We start from the raw sequence: 14,742 nt of genomic DNA, 5'->3' as shown, positions 1-14,742 counted from the left end.
TATTGATAGTAAGAGAGACTGATCTTCCTGGAGTGAAATTGCTAGAACCCGCAGTGTTTGGTGATCATCGTGGCTTCTTTATGGAGAGCTATAATGCTAAAACATTTGCTGAGCTTGGGCTTAATTATGACTTTATACAAGATAATCATTCCCTTTCAGTAGAATTGCATGTTCTAAGAGGTATGCATTATCAGCTTGGACCAAAGGCACAAACAAAGCTTGTAAGAGTTTCTGCGGGTAGGATCTATGATGTTGTCATCGATATAAGACACGGCTCACCTACTTTTGGACAATGGCAAGGCTTTGAATTATCTGCAGACAATAAACTTCAACTTTTGGTTCCACAAGGATTCGCTCATGGTTTTTGCACTCTAACTCACAATTGTGAAGTTCAATACAAAGTTGATGCCCTATATTCCCCCGAACACGACCGTGGCATCGCCTGGAACGATCCGGCACTAGCAATCGATTGGCCGACATCTACTCCGATTTTATCGGATAAGGATGGCAAGCATCCGGTGCTTGCCGATGCGGAAATCAACTTTGTATATGAAGGGTGAGTTAGACTCGTGAAATTACTAGTTACCGGCGGTGCCGGCTTTATAGGCAGCAATTTTGTATTGTATATGATTAAGAACTATCCAAATTATGAAATCATTAATGTTGATGCGCTAACATATGCTGGCAACCTTGAAAACCTGCGTACGATTGAGCAGCATTCTAACTACTCATTTGTGAAAGCAGATATTGCGAAGCGAAGCGAATTGGAGCCGTTATTCCAACAAGGCATCGACGCTGTTATTAACTTTGCAGCAGAATCTCATGTGGATCGCAGCATTTTGCATCCAGAGATTTTCGTGCAGACAAACATTCTTGGTACTCAGACGCTGCTTGATCTTACAAAGCAATATAACGTAACTAAATTCGTTCAAGTTTCTACGGATGAAGTGTACGGAACGCTGGGTGAGACGGGGCTTTTCACGGAAGATACGCCGATTGCGCCAAATAGTCCATATTCGGCGAGCAAGGCCGGGGCGGATCTGCTCGTTAGAGCTTATCATGAAACGTTTGGACTAAACGTCAACATAACACGCTGCTCTAATAACTATGGTCCATATCAGTTTCCAGAGAAGCTTATTCCATTGATGATTCAGAATGCGCTTCAAGATAAGCCGCTTCCTGTATACGGGGACGGCCTTAATGTTCGTGATTGGCTTTATGTAGAGGATCACTGCAGCGCAATAGATCTCGTACTGCATAAAGGTGTTAATGGTGAAGTATACAACGTTGGTGGACGTAACGAGCGGAACAATTTGCAGGTAGTTCGTACAATTCTTGAAGAGCTTGGCAAGCCTGAGTCGCTGATTACCTACGTGAAGGATCGTCTTGGTCATGATCGCAGATATGCAATTGATGCTGACAAGATTCGTAATGAATTAGGCTGGCAGCCGAAATTTAACTATGAGGACGGAATCAAGGAAACGATTCGATGGTACCTCAGCAATACAGAGTGGATGGAGCAGGTTGCATCAGGCTCTTATCAACAATATTATGACACCCAGTACAAGGATCGCCTGGAGGCGAAAGAATAATATGGCTACTTTAAAAATCGTAGTTACTGGTGCGAATGGGCAGCTTGGCCGAGAATTGTCACAATGGACGACGGATACGGCTGAAATTATTGGATTAAGCCGTAGTGAGCTTGATATTACGAGTCTCCCAGCCTGCCGGAATTTATTTGCACTGCATCGTCCTGATGTTGTCATACACTGCGCCGCCTATACTGCTGTAGATAAAGCCGAGTCCGAGCCGGACGAGGCTTTTCGTGTGAATGCAGCTGCAACACGCAATGTTGCGGTAGCTGCTCGTGAGATCGGTGCAAAGCTTTGTTATATAAGCACCGATTATGTTTTTGATGGGAACAGCAGTGTCCCTTACAACGAATATGATCAGATTAATCCTCAAACGGTGTATGGTAAATCGAAATATGCTGGTGAACAAGCCGTTCAGACACTACATGATCGCTTCTATATTGTTCGGACCTCATGGGTGTACGGGAAGTATGGCAATAACTTTGTGAAGACGATGCTGAAAATGGCTGGAGAGCGAGATAAGCTTAAAGTAGTTGCAGATCAAATCGGATCGCCTACCTACACCTATGATCTTGCAGCTTTTTTGCTTGAGCTAGTGCAAACTGATTATTATGGTATTTATCATGCATCCAATAGCGGAGTTTGCTCTTGGTTTGAGTTCGCAAATGCTATATTTGAAGACAGCGGTAAAACTATTCTTATTGAGCCTTGTACGACAGCAGATTTTCCACGACCAGCACCGAGACCAGCATATTCAGTTATGGATCATACTGCTATCCGCAGTAATGGGCTTAACATGCTGCGGCCGTGGAGAGAAGCGCTTAACCACTATCTCAAAGACAGTGAGTGATATATGTAATGCCAACAGTAAGCGTTTGTATAGTAACTTATAACAGTGCGAAAGACATTCAGAACTGTTTGCATGCTGTTTTAAAACAAAGCTTCCCTGTTGAACGCATTGTCGTCATCGACAATGCGTCAATTGATGGAACGGCTGATCAAGTGAAACCTTTTGCAGAGCATGTCCATTTCATAACGAACACGATCAATAATGGGTTTGCCGGCGGCCAAAATCAGGCTATACGTGAGACATCCTCCGATTATGTTCTTGTGTTGAATCCGGATGTTACGCTAGACCCGAATTATTTAAAAGAAATTATTGGTTATATGGAACAAAAGCCGGAGGTTGGAAGTGCAACCGGACGGCTTGTTTTTGCGTCTAATATAGAAGTAATGGATAGTGCAGGACTTGGAATGAAACGAACTCGAAATGCATATGATCTAGCCGCAGGCGACCGAGCAGCGGACTGGAGTACAAAAAGAGCCGTATTTGGCGTATCTGGTGCAGCAGCGGTATATCGAAAGGCTATGATTCGTGATATCGAATATGCTGGCGAATTTTTTGATGAACGCTTTTTTGCCTATAAGGAAGACGTAGATGTAGCATGGCGAGCGCAGAAGCTTGGCTGGACCTCATTTTACATACCTGAAGCAAACGCAGTACACCATCGAGGCTGGAAAAAGGGAAGCAGGAGCAGCGTTCCGCTGTTTGTACGTCAGCATTCCTATCAGAACCGTTTTTTCACCCTTATAAAAAATGAACCTATCGGTTGGCACTCTCTATTAATAGGGCCGTTAATTCTGGCAACGGAAGCGGTGAAGCTTGGTTATATTGTTTTACGTGAGCCAGGATTGTTACGATGCTGGTCAACTATTTTCAAATCGCTTCCGAACATGCTTCAAAAACGTAAATGGATTCAGGAAAAGACAGTTCATAAACGACACACTAAACATTAAATTAATTTTAAATGGGAAAATATGCGGTTCTCCTCCTATCCTATTTTTGGTACAATGCAGATAGAGTCGAAATTTAAGAGAATGCGGGTGAATACGGCGAATGTTAAGGCAAAACCAACGGTTTTTGACGCAATTATATATGCTGGCGGATTTATCCTGCACATTGCTCGTCTTTATGGCCGCTTATTGGCTTAAATTTTATAGCGGTCTGCTGCCTAGCTTTAACTCGGTATCGTTCTCAACTTATCTACTATGGGGAACGATTTATTCCTTTTCAGCAGTGCTGATCGGTTTTTACTTTCAGTTTTATTCACCCAAACGACACAAAAATTATTCCTACGAAGTGCTTCGTATTTTGCAGATTCAAACGATTAGCTTTTTAGGTTTACTTAGCTTGTTCTTCTTTACCCGTGAAGTACATATCTCTCGTGAATTTCTAGCCATTTTCTTTTTCATGAATTTTATCGCCATTGCGTCATACCGATACTGGGTCAAATCGATCCTCGCTTCATTTCGTCGCAAAGGCTTTAATAAACGTTTTGTGCTTATCGTTGGGGCGGGTTCTGTGGGACGCAGTTTCTATACGAATTTGCAGCAGCACCCGGATCTTGGTTATGAGGTAGTCGGCTTTTTGGATGATTATCAAGATGAGCATGCGCCTGAGCATCAGTATATGAAGCCGATTATCGGAAGGCTTGACGCTTTGAAGCAAAAGCTGGATATGATGCCTATTGATGAAGTCATCATTGCACTGCCGCTTGAAGCGCATGCGAAGTATGCGGAAATTATTGAAATGTGTGAACGAACGGGCGTGAAGACGCTAATCATTCCTGATTTCTTTGATCTGCTGCCGGCCAGGCCATTTTTTGATAATTTTGCAGGCATCCCGCTTATTAATGTAAGGGATATTCCGCTCGATGAGCTGAGCAATCGGATATTAAAGCGCTGGTTTGATATCGCCTTCTCATTAGTAGCGATTGTTATAACGTCTCCAATCATGTTGTTCGCTGTCATAGGGCTTAAGCTGACATCGCCTGGACCCGTATTGTTTAAGCAGGAGCGGATGGGGCTCGATCGCAAAACGTTCCATATGTTTAAATTCCGCTCGATGCGTGTATCGACGGATAAAGTATCAGATACACAGTGGACGGTAGAGAACGATCCAAGGCGTACCAAGTTTGGCAGCTTCCTTCGTCGCACGAGTCTGGATGAGCTGCCGCAGTTTTTTAACGTCCTGCTCGGCCATATGAGCGTGGTTGGTCCGCGGCCAGAACGTCCCTATTTCGTGAATCAGTTCAAAGAGGAAATTCCAAAATATATGGTTAAGCATCAGATTAGACCTGGGATAACAGGCTGGGCACAAACCAATGGCTTAAGAGGCGACACTTCCATACAAGACCGTATTATGTTTGATATTTTTTATATTGAAAACTGGACTTTTTTCTTTGATATCAAAATTATTTTCAAAACGGTACTGAAGGGCTTGATTAACAAAAATGCTTACTAACAGCGATTCAGCATGCCGAGTATCGATTATTATTCCTACATTAAATGCAGGGCCAGAGCTGGAAGAGCTATTAGAGCGATTGAAGCATCAGTCGCTTCCTCCATATGAAATCATCATCATGGATTCCTGCTCGGACGATGGGACGCAGAAGCGAGCACTCAAGGCTGGCGCCCAAGTGATGCGCGTTGAACGCCGAGACTTCGATCACGGTGGTACGCGGAACGTTGCAGCGATGCAAGCACGCGGCGATATTTTGCTTTTTATGACGCAGGATGCTCTCCCATGCAACGATAAGCTCATTGAAGAGCTGACTCGCCCACTTTTATCTGGAAATAATGTGGCGTATGCCTATGCAAGGCAGTTGCCGAGACCAGAAGCTAATGTGCTGGAACGACTGGCAAGGGAACATAACTATCCGGCACAGTCCCAATTGAAAGCATATGAGGATATTGAAGAGCTTGGAATTAAAACATTTTTTTGCTCCAACGTATGCTCAGCGATTTGGCGTGAGACGTTTGAGACGATGGGACGGTTTCAGGAGCCTGTCATCTTTAATGAGGACTTGTTTATGGCTGCCAAATGCATCTTGACTGGCTATAAGGTTGCTTACTGCGCAGAGGCTCTAGTGTTCCATTCGCATGACTATTCGATAAAGCAGCAATTCAAGCGTTACTTCGATAATGGAATATCTATGCGATGCAATACATGGATCACGCCTTACAGCGCGGTTGGCAAGGCGGGCTCAAAGCTCGTTAAGCTGCAGCTGAATGAGCTCAATCGAACCGGCAAATGGCATCTGATTCCCAAGCTGATCGCTGAATCAGCAGCTAAGCTGATCGGTTATAAGCTGGGTATGAATTACCGTCTACTGCCGCAGTTTATAACAAGAAGGCTTAGCATGCATCGCCTTATCCTTACTCATATCGAAAATAATAATGCTGGCGTGACAATGAAGCAATAATCCAATCATCAGAACTAATCATTAATCTGCAATACTTCAAATTTTAAAGCTCGTCCGATTAGCAATAATCGGTGGGCTTTTTTTCATGTTATAAGATTTTATAAGAATAGGTATGCAAGCATGCGTTCAAACTAGAGGGACTTGTAAGATTCTGCACGGTAAGGAGAAAATGAGGTGTTATTTTAACTATGGGGTTCATTTGGCTGTCGGCAATATTATTCGTATATATTATTCAGCTCGCTGCGGTATTTGTGATGGAGCATCGCCGTCAAGCACAGTTGACTGCATGGCTTCTCATTACATTTATGTTCCCGTTCATAGGTTTTATAGCCTATATCGTGCTTGGGAAAGACTTTGTCAGGGGCAGGCGTTTGGAACGATTTAAGCAGGAGACTATACGCTATGCGAATCAATTATCCCAGCAGGTTACAGAGGCAGCGGATATGGAAAATGAGCAGGTTGAGACACAAAAGAAACTGTTTGCCATGCTTACTGGCTTAGCACCGTTTCCGATTACCCGTAATAATGAAGCATTCGTTCTGAATAACGGTGATGACACATACGAGGAGATATTGAGAGAGCTGAGACGAGCGACCCATCATATACATATGGATTATTACACGATTAGAGATGATGAAATTGGCCAACGTTTTTTGCAGGTGTTAACGAGTAAGGCGAGAGAAGGAGTCCAGGTTCGAGTCGTTTATGATGGGATAGGAAGCCTGCATTTAAGTGATAAGTATATCGAAGAGCTTCATCGTGCAGGAGTTCGGACAAGCTGCTTTTTACCGCCGCGCATCGCCTTTTTTGACAGAAAATTAAATTATCGCAATCATCGCAAAATCGTTGTAGTAGATGGGACCGTAGGTTTTATCGGAGGTATCAATATCGGTGATGAATACTTAGGAAAGGACCCTAAGCTGGGCTTCTGGCGGGATACTCATTTGCGTTTAAAAGGGGACTCCGTTTATTACCTGCAGGAGCTGTTCATGAACGACTGGGCCTTCGCGGCAAAAGAAGAGCTGGATGGTAAAGCGTATATGACGCCGCATCATTGCCTAGGAAATGAAAGGGTGCTGATGGTCTCAAGTAAACCGGGACAGCATGCTCATAAGATTGACGAGGTCATGTTTGCTGCGATAACAGCGGCTTTGACTAGGATATATATAACGACACCTTATTTTATACCAGATTCCAGCCTGCTTATGGGCCTCAGAACTGCTGCACTCAGCGGAGTAGATGTGAAGTTGATTATACCGGGCATTGCGGACTCCAAGCTTGTGCTGCTTGCCACACTATCCTATATGCAAGAGATGCTGGATGCGGGAGTTAAGATTTATCGTTATGAGAAAGGATTTATTCACTCGAAGGTGATGATTGTAGATCATATGCTGGCCACTGTTGGAACAGCAAATGTAGATATGCGCAGCATGCTAAGTAATTTTGAACTGAACGCAGTGCTTTTTGACGAAGGGACGATTAAGAAGCTGGAAACGGATTTTATGGAGGATTTGAAGCATAGCCGAGAATTGGACAAAAAGACCTTTATGAATCGCCCGAATCGACAAAAGGCAGCAGAAGCATTACTGCGCATGTTATCGCCGCTGCTGTGAACGATGCATGCTTGACTGCGTTTTCGGGCATATTTTTCGAAGGTGGATAAACCTTGTTATTACCGCCGCGAATGCGAAATCAGTCTACACGGTATACGTATTCGCCAAAACAAATGGGAGGGTATAACTATGACAGATACAAACGACGAGCAAAAACAAGAGGCGGCAGATCCGAAGCATGAGGGTCGAGAGGATTATTTTATGGATATCGACAGAATGGTAAATGAAGGATTGGGCGGCGGCAATGTAACGCTGCAAAACGGCCTTATTGACGAATCAACAACAGATACGATGGAACGTGAATCCAGATAGCAATTGTTTAATGAATTTATAAAAAAGGAGGGGTAGGCAGTATGGACGTAGCACGAGCGAAGCAAATATACGAATCAGAACAGACAGTTAAAGTTCATCTGGATGAGGATTCGGTCTGGATTGAAAATGTCGATGAGGTGAATGGGATGGCAACCGTTATGGTCGGCAACAATCCTGTGAACACAAAAACGGTATCCTGTGACCGATTGAAGGAAGAAGGTTAATCGTTACAAGCTAAGCAACAAGCAGCTGCACAGAAAAAGAGGCAATCCCAATAATAAATGGGAAAGCCTCTTTTTTGTTTATCCAATAACCATCTTAACCGCCAAAAGCTTCTCTAAACGCGATACAAAGCTGATTGCGATCGACTTCCCATAACTCGGCAATTTCAGCGCTGACATTCTCTTCCCACCAGTCGCATTGGATCTTCCGATTGTCTTTATTTTCGTGAACCCAGATCAGGTTGACAATAACCTTTTTAAAATAAAGTTTTTCAGCTTGCTCCATTTTCTCTTTGGACACCCAAAGTTTCATGCGCTTCACGGTGCGGTATAGCTCGTTGCTGCAGGCTCTGCGGATTTTACGCGCAGTCGGTAAGCCGGCTGTATGTTTTGGCGCGTTAGCTTTCATTATAGACCGACTCCTCTCTACCCCATATGTATGCGCCCGGGGAGAAGGAGGTCACTCGTTACAGCTGTTTGCCTGCTAATCTACTGTGATATATCCAACCATTGGTCCACCGTGGCGCATATCAGTATGGGTCAAGCATAAAATAGGATAAGTCCCCTCTTTTTTGGCAGTGAATCGTACAACCGTCGTTTTGCCTTTTAGTACTTCTCCCTTAATGCCAAGGCCTTCAATGACAAAGGGATGGCTTGCTCCACTTACACCACTAATATGCAGCTCAGTTAGTTCATCCTTTTGGACAACAATTTGACCCGGATCCCAGCGATACATTTCATGCTCTTTGCCGTCAGCGGTTTGTGACTTGTATTCAACCGTAACAATCTGGAAAATTCGCGGCTCTGACGGTTGTCCATCTACCTCTTTTGATCTGTCCCAGCTTAAGTAAACGCCGGTGAATACGATAAGGACTGCAACTACAATAAACAGTTGAATTTGTCGTTTACTTACAATAAAGACCTTTGACATGAAACGCTCACCTCATCCATTCGTATCATTTAAGGCTAGTCTATGCAGGGGCTTGTCAGCACATGACAAAAGTGGAAGGTTGTCTGTATCGTATGTTAGAATAGCTTCAGCGCAGCAAAAGCAAGCGAAAGCCATATTTTATGCAGGAAGGCGGATTGAGAACAGGAATGGATTTTATTCATGAAGTATTGGACAATGTATTGCAATGGGTAGAGAGTCTAGGGTACTTTGGTATTTTGATCGGACTATTGATTGAAGTTATACCAAGTGAAATTGTGCTCGGCTTTGGAGGTTATCTCGTATACAAAGGGGATATTTCCTTCTGGGGGGCAGTGTTGTTCGGTACGTTAGGTGCAATTGGACAAAACTGGATTTTATATTGGATTGGCAGATATGGCGGACGGCCAATCGTCGAGAAATACGGTAAATATATAAAGATCAAACAAAAACATGTAGATATTTCTGAAAATTGGTTTAACAAGTATGGCGTAGGCATCGTGTTCACTGCACGTTTTGTCCCGGTAATGAGACAGGTTATTTCAATTCCAGCGGGTATGGCAAGAATGAATTTTGGATTATTTACATTGCTGACTGCACTTGCATCTCTGCCATGGTCTATATTGTTTATTTATCTGGGCAAATCACTTGGCGAGAACTGGGATAAAATCGATGAGAAAGCTGCGCCTTATGTACAGCCTGCTATTCTTATCGCAATTGCACTCCTTATTATTTATGTCCTTTTCAAATTTGTACGCTCACGCCGCAAATCGGTATAATAGAACAGTCAACCTTGCATTTTTTTCTGATGAGCAACCATTAAATAGACGAAAGAGGGATTCATATGAGCAAAAGCATTGCAGATAAACTGGGCAAAGGAATTAGCCCGCAACAATTTATTGACGGCATGACCAAAAATAAAGAGCAGTTTTTGGATTGGTCGGAAAAGTTCGTATGGACCGATGAGAGCGACAAGGAATATTTCGATTCGCTTAACAATCGTGATGATCTTCGTGTATTGATCCTGATGGCTGATTGGTGTGGCGATGTTGTACGCAATATTCCTGTTGTATTCAAAGCGCTTGAGAACAGCGGCGTGCCGATTGACGTGCTCATTATGGAAGAGCATCTCGACACGATGGATCAATTTTTGACACTTGGCGGCCGTTCTGTACCTGTCGTTATTGTTGCGGATACAGGCGGAGCAGTGCTAGGTAAGTGGGGACCGCGTCCTACTCATGTTCAGGAAGCTATGCTCGCGTTCAAAAAAGAAAATCCAGACCGTGAAGCAGCCGACTATCAAGAGAAGCTGGCGATTACAAGACAGGAAATTGGCCGTCGTTATGGAGAAGGAACTGAATATCAATCCGTTATTGTGAAAGAGCTCCGCACTTTGTTGGAGTCATTTTAAACGAATATGAGTGAGAATATGAAGATTGAAACTTTTACATTAGGTCCCCTGCAAACGAATGCTTATCTCATCACGGTGAAGGAGCCTGCAACGGTAAATGGTGAAGAGGCACAGGAACGCGGCATCGTGATTGATCCAGGAATGAATCCACGCAAACTGATTGAGCGCCTAAAAGGTGTGAAGGTGGAAGCAATTCTATTGACTCACGCTCATTTCGATCATATGGGCGGAGTGGATGAAGTGCGAAAGCTCGCTGACTGTCCTGTGTACATACATGACTTGGAGGCAGACTGGCTAACGGATCCGCGTAAAAATGGTTCAATGAGATGGCAGGATGTAACGCCTCCGCTCTCAACGGGCCCCGCTGAATATGCGCTCGCCGAAGGTCAAACCTTATCGCTGCTTGGATTATCTTTCCGAGTCATGCATACACCGGGGCATTCTCCCGGCAGCGTAAGCTTCCTGCATGGCAACCATCTGTTCTCAGGCGATGTGCTCTTCAAAATGTCAGTTGGTCGAACGGACCTTCCGGGTGGACGTGAACGTGATTTATATGACTCCATTCGCTTGAAGCTGTACAAACTAAACCCAGAAGTCATTGTATATCCAGGACATGGCGGACGTACGACGATTGGTTTTGAAATGGCGAACAACCCATATACGGGTGCATGAAGCATGAGGAAGGGGCATGACGTTTGGCGGATACAAAGGTACAGCATTTTACAGATGATGTAGAAGAGAACGCGGGAAAATCGAAATTGACAGTGGAACAGAAAGCTGCCGAAAGTCAGCGAATTATTACTGGAATAGCTGCACAGTTATCGATCCCGGTCACAAAAGTGAAATCTGCAGTAGGCTTGCTCGATGAGGGCAACACCATTCCATTTATCGCGCGTTATCGGAAAGAGATGACGGGTGAGCTGGATGAGAATGATCTAAGAGCAATCGAAGAGAAGCTGCAATATATGCGGAACCTGGAAGAGCGAAAACGCGAGGTTATTCGTCTAATTGATGAGCAAGGCAAGCTGACTGAAGAGCTGCGCGCTTCGATTACCCAATCGGTTAAGCTGCAAGAAATAGAAGATCTATATCGGCCATATCGGCAAAAGCGGAAGACTCGTGCGAGCGTCGCGAAGGAAAGAGGACTGGAGCCGCTATCAGAATGGCTGTGGTCACAGCCGCGTAGCGGTGATCCGCTTGTTGAAGCTGCCCGTTATGTGAACGAGGAAAAAGGTGTACCGACTGCTCAGGATGCTTTAAATGGAGCTTCGGACATCATTGCAGAAAATATTGCCGATGATGCATCTATTCGCGCTTGGGTTCGCAAATTCACATTTGATCAAGCGCTAATCAAGACAGAAGCAAAAAATGCTGCTGAGGAAACGGTATACGAAATGTATTACAGCTATCAGGAGCCGGTTCGAAAGCTTCCTCCACATCGTGTTCTTGCGATTAATCGTGCTGAACGCGAGGATGTGCTGCGTGTTGCCTTTGATGTTCCTACGGAACGCATTCATGAGCATATCCAGAGAAAGCTGCTTAGAAACGGGACTGCGCAATCTGTACGCGATGTGCTTGTATCGGTCATTGAAGACTCTTATAAGCGTCTTATCTCGCCATCTATTGAGCGTGAGGTTCGTGGCGAGCTGACAGAAAAGGCAGAGGAGCATGCCATTTCCATTTTCTCTGAAAACTTGCGCAATCTGCTGCTTCAACCGCCCGTTCGCGGCAATATCGTGCTCGGAGTTGATCCGGCTTTCCGTACCGGGTGCAAACTCGCAGTCATTGATGATATTGGCAAGCTGCTGGAGGTCGCGGTATCTTATCCAACTCCTCCGAACAACAAAGTGGCTGAAGCTGAGAAGCTCATCAATGGTTTAATTGATAAATACAAAGTAGAATTGATCGTTATAGGCAACGGAACAGCCTCACGTGAGACGGAACAATTTATTGCTGACTTAATAGGCAAGCGCAAAGCGGCCGGAGCGGACGGCGCTGAGCTTAAGTACATAATTGTCAACGAAGCAGGCGCAAGCGTGTATTCGGCTTCTAAGCTCGCTCAGGAGGAGTTTCCGGCGTTAGACGTCGCAGAGCGCAGCGCAGTGTCGATTGCCCGCAGATTGCAAGACCCGCTTGCAGAACTCGTTAAAATCGAGCCTAAAGCAATCGGAGTTGGACAATATCAGCATGACGTTAGTCAAAAGCGCCTTGATGAGACGCTTGGCGGTGTAGTAGAGTCAGCGGTTAACCATGTTGGCGTCGATGTGAACACAGCATCAGCATCCTTGTTATCCTACGTGGCGGGCATTAATGCTACCATCGCTAAAAATATCGTGAAATATCGTGATGAAAACGGACGCTTCATTAAACGAAACCAGCTGCAGAAGGTACCGCGTCTTGGCGCAAAATCCTATGAGCAATGTATTGGTTTCTTGAGAATTGCTGAACCAGTCAATCCTCTAGACAGCACGCCGATTCATCCGGAATCTTATGAGGTTGTAGACAAGCTGTTTAGTGAGATGGACCTTAGCCTTAAGCAGTTAGGCTCAGAGGAGCTAAGAACAAAGCTTGCCGAGCTAGACGCAGATCGTATCGCGCCAACGCTTGGCGTGGGCGTACCTACTTTGCGGGACATCATGGATAGCTTGCTTCGTCCGGGTCGCGACCCGCGTGAAGAGCTTCCTCCTCCGATTTTCCATACTGATGTACTCAATATCGAGGATCTGGCTCCAGGAATGGAACTTCACGGGACAGTGCGGAATGTCATCGATTTTGGTGCGTTTGTCGATATCGGCATCAAAAATGATGGGCTCGTTCATATTTCACAGCTTAGCGATAAATTCGTTAAACGTCCGATGGATGTTGTATCTGTCGGTGACACGGTTACGGTATGGGTGCTTAGTGTCGATTCGAAAAAAGGCCGAGTAAGCTTGACGATGCGCAAGCCTAACTAACGGTTTCCATATATAAAGGGCTTGCCTGTTAGGAGGCAAGCCCTTTATAATTTAACAAGTGCATGGGCATCGCCTACTACCCTACAAAAGGAGTGAGATGACTATGAAGACAGAAAAGGCAAGCGGATCAGCCCATTCAAAATGGTTTGGACTCGCTTTGCAGGCACTCGTTATTTTATCGCACAAATCAGAATGTTATCCAAGTGCGGCTATTGCCGGCTGCTTGAACTCGGAAGCAACACAATTGCGGAAAGTGCTGGCTAAGCTGGCTGCTGGGCAATTAATTGAAACAAGAGAAGGCCGTGATGGAGGTTATAGGCTGAAACGCCCTCCAGAGGCGATATCGCTCGCTGAGGTGTACATTGCTCTCAAAGTAGGAGAACCTCTCTGCAGCGGCATGCTGGATACAATCAGCCTGCATGATGCTGGAATGAATATGAAGTCAGCATTCATGGATATTGCAAATGAGATTGAACAGAATACGATCGAAACACTGCAGCAGTTTACAATTGCGCAGCTTGCTCAAAAGACATTGCCTAATTCTTCTTAAAAAGTAATTAAATTTACTAAAGTTAGTCGATTGACAAAAGTATCGACACGACCTATACTGTGTATATAAATGATACAGTTTATCTTTCATTAACTGTGCCCTGCGAAGCACAGTATATTCGCGAGATTAACTGAGTAGAATCTTGCACAGATAAAAATTTTCCTTTGGAGGGAACCATATGACAACAACTCAAAGCAATTCACAAGAAACTCAAACGAATGAACAATTGAATGCAACTTTCTTTGATGTTTTAAATAGCCGTCGTTCTGTACGTGAATACGACAGCAGTGCAGTAATTTCTGAGGAAGAAATCAGAGACATTCTTGCAACTGCGATCAAAGCGCCATCTTCATCGAATATGCAGCCTTGGCGTTTTCTCGTTGTAACTGATCCTGAACTGAAGCAAAAGCTGCTTCCCATCGCATTTAACCAAAAGCAGGTAGCTGCTGCATCAGCGATTGTTATTGTTCTAGCTGATTTGGAAATGTACACGTTGTCCGAAAAAATTTATGGATCTGCGATTGAAGCAGGTTTCATGACTGAAGAAGTGGGCAACAACTTTATTGCGAATTCTACGAAAATGTACTCAGCTTTGCCAGCAGAGCGCTTGAAAGAAATCGTTGTATTTGACACAGGCCTAGTGGCGATGCAGCTTATGCTGACAGCTCGTGCTAAAGGGTATGATTCCGTTCCTATGGGCGGATATAACCGTGATCAAGTGATGGAACTGTTTAATATTTCGGATCGTTATTTGCCGACGTTGATGCTTCCAATCGGCAAAGCAGCAGTAGAAGGCCGTGAAACAACTCGTCTATCGGTTGATGATGTTACATTTTTTAACAAATTTTAATTTATCGATAACCAAACAATAACAAAAAGCGACCCTCAGATAGTGG

Annotated in this window: 17 protein-coding genes; 15 read left to right on the top strand and 2 right to left on the bottom strand. The window is 44.5% G+C overall.

Annotation, left to right across the window (positions count from 1 at the left end; genetic code table 11):
* Positions 1-2: 2 nt before the first annotated feature.
* From rfbC to AC1DOV_RS21030, 9 genes are all read left to right on the top strand, one after another.
* The gene (rfbC, locus tag AC1DOV_RS21070; protein ID WP_477550987.1) at positions 3-560 is read left to right on the top strand and encodes a dTDP-4-dehydrorhamnose 3,5-epimerase; all 558 of its coding nucleotides are present in this window, start codon (positions 3-5) and stop codon (positions 558-560) included.
* 9 nt (positions 561-569) lie between these two features.
* On the top strand, positions 570-1,592 hold the full coding sequence (gene rfbB, locus AC1DOV_RS21065; RefSeq protein ID WP_477550986.1) for a dTDP-glucose 4,6-dehydratase: 1,023 nt from the start codon (positions 570-572) through the stop codon (positions 1,590-1,592).
* A gap of 1 nt (position 1,593) precedes the next feature.
* On the top strand, positions 1,594-2,442 hold the full coding sequence (rfbD, locus tag AC1DOV_RS21060) for a dTDP-4-dehydrorhamnose reductase (protein WP_477550985.1): 849 nt from the start codon (positions 1,594-1,596) through the stop codon (positions 2,440-2,442).
* Between the two features lie 8 nt (positions 2,443-2,450).
* Positions 2,451-3,389, top strand: a complete 939-nt coding sequence (locus tag AC1DOV_RS21055) for a glycosyltransferase family 2 protein (protein WP_477550984.1) — start codon at positions 2,451-2,453, stop codon at positions 3,387-3,389.
* Positions 3,390-3,489: 100 nt separating this feature from the next.
* Positions 3,490-4,896, top strand: coding sequence for an undecaprenyl-phosphate glucose phosphotransferase (locus tag AC1DOV_RS21050; protein ID WP_477550983.1), 1,407 nt, complete (start codon positions 3,490-3,492; stop codon positions 4,894-4,896).
* Positions 4,886-5,857 carry a glycosyltransferase family 2 protein gene (locus tag AC1DOV_RS21045; RefSeq protein ID WP_477550982.1) on the top strand — a complete coding sequence of 324 codons (972 nt, stop codon included), beginning with the start codon at positions 4,886-4,888 and terminating at the stop codon, positions 5,855-5,857. Before AC1DOV_RS21050 ends, AC1DOV_RS21045 begins: the two co-directional genes overlap by 11 nt.
* A 188-nt stretch (positions 5,858-6,045) precedes the next feature.
* The gene (cls, locus tag AC1DOV_RS21040; RefSeq protein WP_477550981.1) at positions 6,046-7,470 is read left to right on the top strand and encodes a cardiolipin synthase; all 1,425 of its coding nucleotides are present in this window, start codon (positions 6,046-6,048) and stop codon (positions 7,468-7,470) included.
* Between the two features lie 129 nt (positions 7,471-7,599).
* On the top strand, positions 7,600-7,782 hold the full coding sequence (locus AC1DOV_RS21035; protein WP_076271822.1) for a hypothetical protein: 183 nt from the start codon (positions 7,600-7,602) through the stop codon (positions 7,780-7,782).
* Between the two features lie 41 nt (positions 7,783-7,823).
* Positions 7,824-8,006 (top strand): H-type small acid-soluble spore protein, encoded by a 183-nt coding sequence (locus AC1DOV_RS21030; protein ID WP_477550980.1) that lies wholly within the window; start codon positions 7,824-7,826, stop codon positions 8,004-8,006.
* Between the two features lie 94 nt (positions 8,007-8,100).
* Here the strand turns inward: AC1DOV_RS21030 and AC1DOV_RS21025 are convergent, their stop codons facing one another.
* On the bottom strand, positions 8,101-8,412 hold the full coding sequence (locus AC1DOV_RS21025) for a dehydrogenase (RefSeq protein ID WP_441876393.1): 312 nt from the start codon (positions 8,410-8,412) through the stop codon (positions 8,101-8,103).
* 75 nt (positions 8,413-8,487) lie between these two features.
* The gene (locus AC1DOV_RS21020; RefSeq protein WP_441876396.1) at positions 8,488-8,934 is read right to left on the bottom strand and encodes a cupredoxin domain-containing protein; all 447 of its coding nucleotides are present in this window, start codon (positions 8,932-8,934) and stop codon (positions 8,488-8,490) included.
* Positions 8,935-9,101: 167 nt separating this feature from the next.
* Here AC1DOV_RS21020 and uptA point away from each other — a divergent pair, with 167 nt between their 5' ends.
* From uptA to AC1DOV_RS20990, 6 genes are all read left to right on the top strand, one after another.
* Positions 9,102-9,710, top strand: coding sequence for an undecaprenyl phosphate transporter UptA (uptA, locus tag AC1DOV_RS21015; RefSeq protein WP_076271826.1), 609 nt, complete (start codon positions 9,102-9,104; stop codon positions 9,708-9,710).
* Between the two features lie 65 nt (positions 9,711-9,775).
* Complete coding sequence (locus AC1DOV_RS21010) at positions 9,776-10,342, top strand: thioredoxin family protein (RefSeq protein WP_339204573.1); 567 nt, start codon at positions 9,776-9,778, stop codon at positions 10,340-10,342.
* Positions 10,343-10,360: 18 nt separating this feature from the next.
* A complete protein-coding gene (locus tag AC1DOV_RS21005; protein WP_477550979.1) occupies positions 10,361-11,014 on the top strand; it encodes an MBL fold metallo-hydrolase in 654 nt (217 codons plus the stop codon).
* Between the two features lie 23 nt (positions 11,015-11,037).
* Entirely contained in the window at positions 11,038-13,296 is a 2,259-nt protein-coding gene (locus tag AC1DOV_RS21000; protein WP_477550978.1) for a Tex family protein, read from the top strand.
* Positions 13,297-13,399: 103 nt separating this feature from the next.
* Complete coding sequence (locus AC1DOV_RS20995) at positions 13,400-13,846, top strand: RrF2 family transcriptional regulator (protein WP_441876406.1); 447 nt, start codon at positions 13,400-13,402, stop codon at positions 13,844-13,846.
* Positions 13,847-14,024: 178 nt separating this feature from the next.
* Complete coding sequence (locus AC1DOV_RS20990; protein ID WP_076271830.1) at positions 14,025-14,696, top strand: nitroreductase family protein; 672 nt, start codon at positions 14,025-14,027, stop codon at positions 14,694-14,696.
* The last annotated feature ends 46 nt before the right edge of the window (positions 14,697-14,742 follow it).

Source organism: Paenibacillus sp. 01T47 (assembly GCF_056398245.1).
Note: the sequence above shows the minus strand (reverse complement) of the source record. Positions and strands in the feature narration are given on the sequence as shown.

Excerpts from the sequence above, each read along its gene's own strand:
- AC1DOV_RS21045 (WP_477550982.1), top strand. The coding sequence starts at position 4,886 with ATGCTTACTAACAGCGATTCAGCATGCCGAGTATCGATTATTATTCCT.
- AC1DOV_RS20990 (WP_076271830.1), top strand. The coding sequence starts at position 14,025 with ATGACAACAACTCAAAGCAATTCACAAGAAACTCAAACGAATGAACAA.
- AC1DOV_RS21050 (WP_477550983.1), top strand. The coding sequence starts at position 3,490 with ATGTTAAGGCAAAACCAACGGTTTTTGACGCAATTATATATGCTGGCG.
- AC1DOV_RS21035 (WP_076271822.1), top strand. The coding sequence starts at position 7,600 with ATGACAGATACAAACGACGAGCAAAAACAAGAGGCGGCAGATCCGAAG.
- rfbD (WP_477550985.1), top strand. The coding sequence starts at position 1,594 with ATGGCTACTTTAAAAATCGTAGTTACTGGTGCGAATGGGCAGCTTGGC.
- AC1DOV_RS21010 (WP_339204573.1), top strand. The coding sequence starts at position 9,776 with ATGAGCAAAAGCATTGCAGATAAACTGGGCAAAGGAATTAGCCCGCAA.
- AC1DOV_RS21005 (WP_477550979.1), top strand. The coding sequence starts at position 10,361 with ATGAAGATTGAAACTTTTACATTAGGTCCCCTGCAAACGAATGCTTAT.
- AC1DOV_RS21055 (WP_477550984.1), top strand. The coding sequence starts at position 2,451 with ATGCCAACAGTAAGCGTTTGTATAGTAACTTATAACAGTGCGAAAGAC.
- AC1DOV_RS20995 (WP_441876406.1), top strand. The coding sequence starts at position 13,400 with ATGAAGACAGAAAAGGCAAGCGGATCAGCCCATTCAAAATGGTTTGGA.
- AC1DOV_RS21025 (WP_441876393.1), bottom strand. The coding sequence starts at position 8,412 with ATGAAAGCTAACGCGCCAAAACATACAGCCGGCTTACCGACTGCGCGT.
- cls (WP_477550981.1), top strand. The coding sequence starts at position 6,046 with ATGGGGTTCATTTGGCTGTCGGCAATATTATTCGTATATATTATTCAG.
- uptA (WP_076271826.1), top strand. The coding sequence starts at position 9,102 with ATGGATTTTATTCATGAAGTATTGGACAATGTATTGCAATGGGTAGAG.
- AC1DOV_RS21020 (WP_441876396.1), bottom strand. The coding sequence starts at position 8,934 with ATGTCAAAGGTCTTTATTGTAAGTAAACGACAAATTCAACTGTTTATT.
- AC1DOV_RS21030 (WP_477550980.1), top strand. The coding sequence starts at position 7,824 with ATGGACGTAGCACGAGCGAAGCAAATATACGAATCAGAACAGACAGTT.